The sequence below is a fragment of the Parvibaculum sp. genome, assembly GCF_035511255.1.
In the GTDB taxonomy this organism is placed as follows: Bacteria; Pseudomonadota; Alphaproteobacteria; order Parvibaculales; family Parvibaculaceae; genus Parvibaculum.
Window position 1 is genome coordinate 1 of the sequence record NZ_DATKFR010000150.1, and the last position, 1,540, is coordinate 1,540.

The following is a 1,540-nucleotide window of genomic DNA, read 5'->3' on the forward strand; positions in this document are numbered from 1 at the left end:
GGAAGAGGTAGTGGAGCGAGAAGAAGCGGTTCAGCGTCGGATCGCCGACCGCGAAGCCGCCCCAGAGCCAGGTGCGGAGCGACTCGCCGACCAGCGGGATCGCGCCGAAGAGATTGGTGATGACGGTCGCGCCCCAGAAGCTCATCTGACCCCAGGGAAGGACGTAGCCGAAGAAGGCCGTCGCCATCATCAGGAGGTAGATCAGGCAGCCGAGGATCCACAGCACGTCGCGCGGCGCCTTGTAGGAACCGTAATAGAGGCCGCGGAACATGTGGATATAGACCGCGATGAAGAACATCGAGGCGCCGTTGGCGTGGACGTAGCGCAGCAGCCAGCCGTAGTTCACGTCGCGCATGATGTGCTCGACGCTCTTGAAGGCCAGTTCGGTCTGCGGAATGTAATGCATCGCGAGAACGATGCCGGTGACGATCTGCACGGCGAGGCAGAAGGTCAGAACGCCGCCGAAGGTCCACCAGTAGTTGAGGTTCTTCGGGACGGGGTAGCTGACGGCCGTGTCATGGCCGAGCCGGATGATCGGCAGGCGCGAGTCGAGCCAGCGGGTAAAGCCATTGCTCGGTGTATAGGTGCTGTGACCACTCATCTTTTCTAGCCCCCTCAGCCGATCTGGATTTTGGTGTCGGATACGAACTTGTAGGGCGGCACCTCGAGATTGAGAGGCGCCGGGCCCTTCCGGATGCGGCCGGATGTGTCGTAGACCGAACCATGGCAGGGGCAGAAGTAGCCGTTGAACTCGCCCTTGTAGGCGAGCGGCACGCAGCCGAGATGGGTGCAGATGCCGATGAGCACCAGCCACTGCTTCTCGAGCTCGCCGTTCGGGCCCTTCACCAGGCGGACGTCGTCGGTCTGCGGATCGCGCAGCTCGGAGACGTCGACGCTCTCGGCGGCCTTGATCTCCTCATCGGAGCGGTGCCGCACGAAAACCGGCTTGCCGCGCCACTTGATGGTGATTTCCTGGCCGACCGGAATGTTCGAGATGTCGAGTTCGATCGATGCGAGCGCCAGAACCGAGGCGTCGGGGTTCATCTGGTCGATGAGCGGCCAGACGGCGGCCGCAGTGCCGACGGCGGCAAAGGCGCCGGTGGCCACGTAGAGGAAATCGCGCCGTGTCGGCTCGGCCGCGTGGATTTCTGCCACGGTTCAGGTCTCCTTGAATAAAAGCCGAACGTCGCCGGACCGCCTTTCGGGCGGTGTCCCCACGGTTCCTGTCGTGAGGGCCAAGGCGGCGCGGCGCAAACCCGCGAGATCGAGCGAAAGCGTGACGAATCCCCTGCTTTCGCCCCATACGCGGCGTTTTGTGGCATTCAATGTCAGGCTTGTCCAGCCCCGCCTGCACTGTGGCAGGATGACGCATCGCCGCATGCCGGAGGGCGGGGCAAGGCTGGCGGCCGGGCAGGTTCCATAGACGGGAAGAACAGATGCGACTGACGCTCTTCGAGCCCGATATTCCTCAGAACGCCGGTACGCTGATCCGGCTCGGCGCCTGCCTGGGCGTGGCTGTGGATATCGTCGAGCCTTGCGG

The 1,540-nt window shown here is 63.8% G+C and carries 2 protein-coding genes and 1 pseudogene; 1 reads left to right on the top strand and 2 read right to left on the bottom strand.

The features are described from left to right. Both VMR03_RS05325 and petA read right to left on the bottom strand, forming a co-directional pair. Positions 1-601, bottom strand: a 601-nt coding sequence (locus VMR03_RS05325) for a cytochrome b (protein WP_325403004.1), incomplete at its 3' end; no start/stop codon positions are given. Positions 602-615: 14 nt separating this feature from the next. Next, a complete protein-coding gene (gene petA, locus VMR03_RS05330) occupies positions 616-1,155 on the bottom strand; it encodes a ubiquinol-cytochrome c reductase iron-sulfur subunit (protein ID WP_325403006.1) in 540 nt (179 codons plus the stop codon). Positions 1,156-1,436: 281 nt separating this feature from the next. Between petA and VMR03_RS05335 the strand changes: the two are divergent. Beyond that, a pseudogene (locus VMR03_RS05335) lies at positions 1,437-1,540 on the top strand (tRNA methyltransferase); the annotation flags it as partial.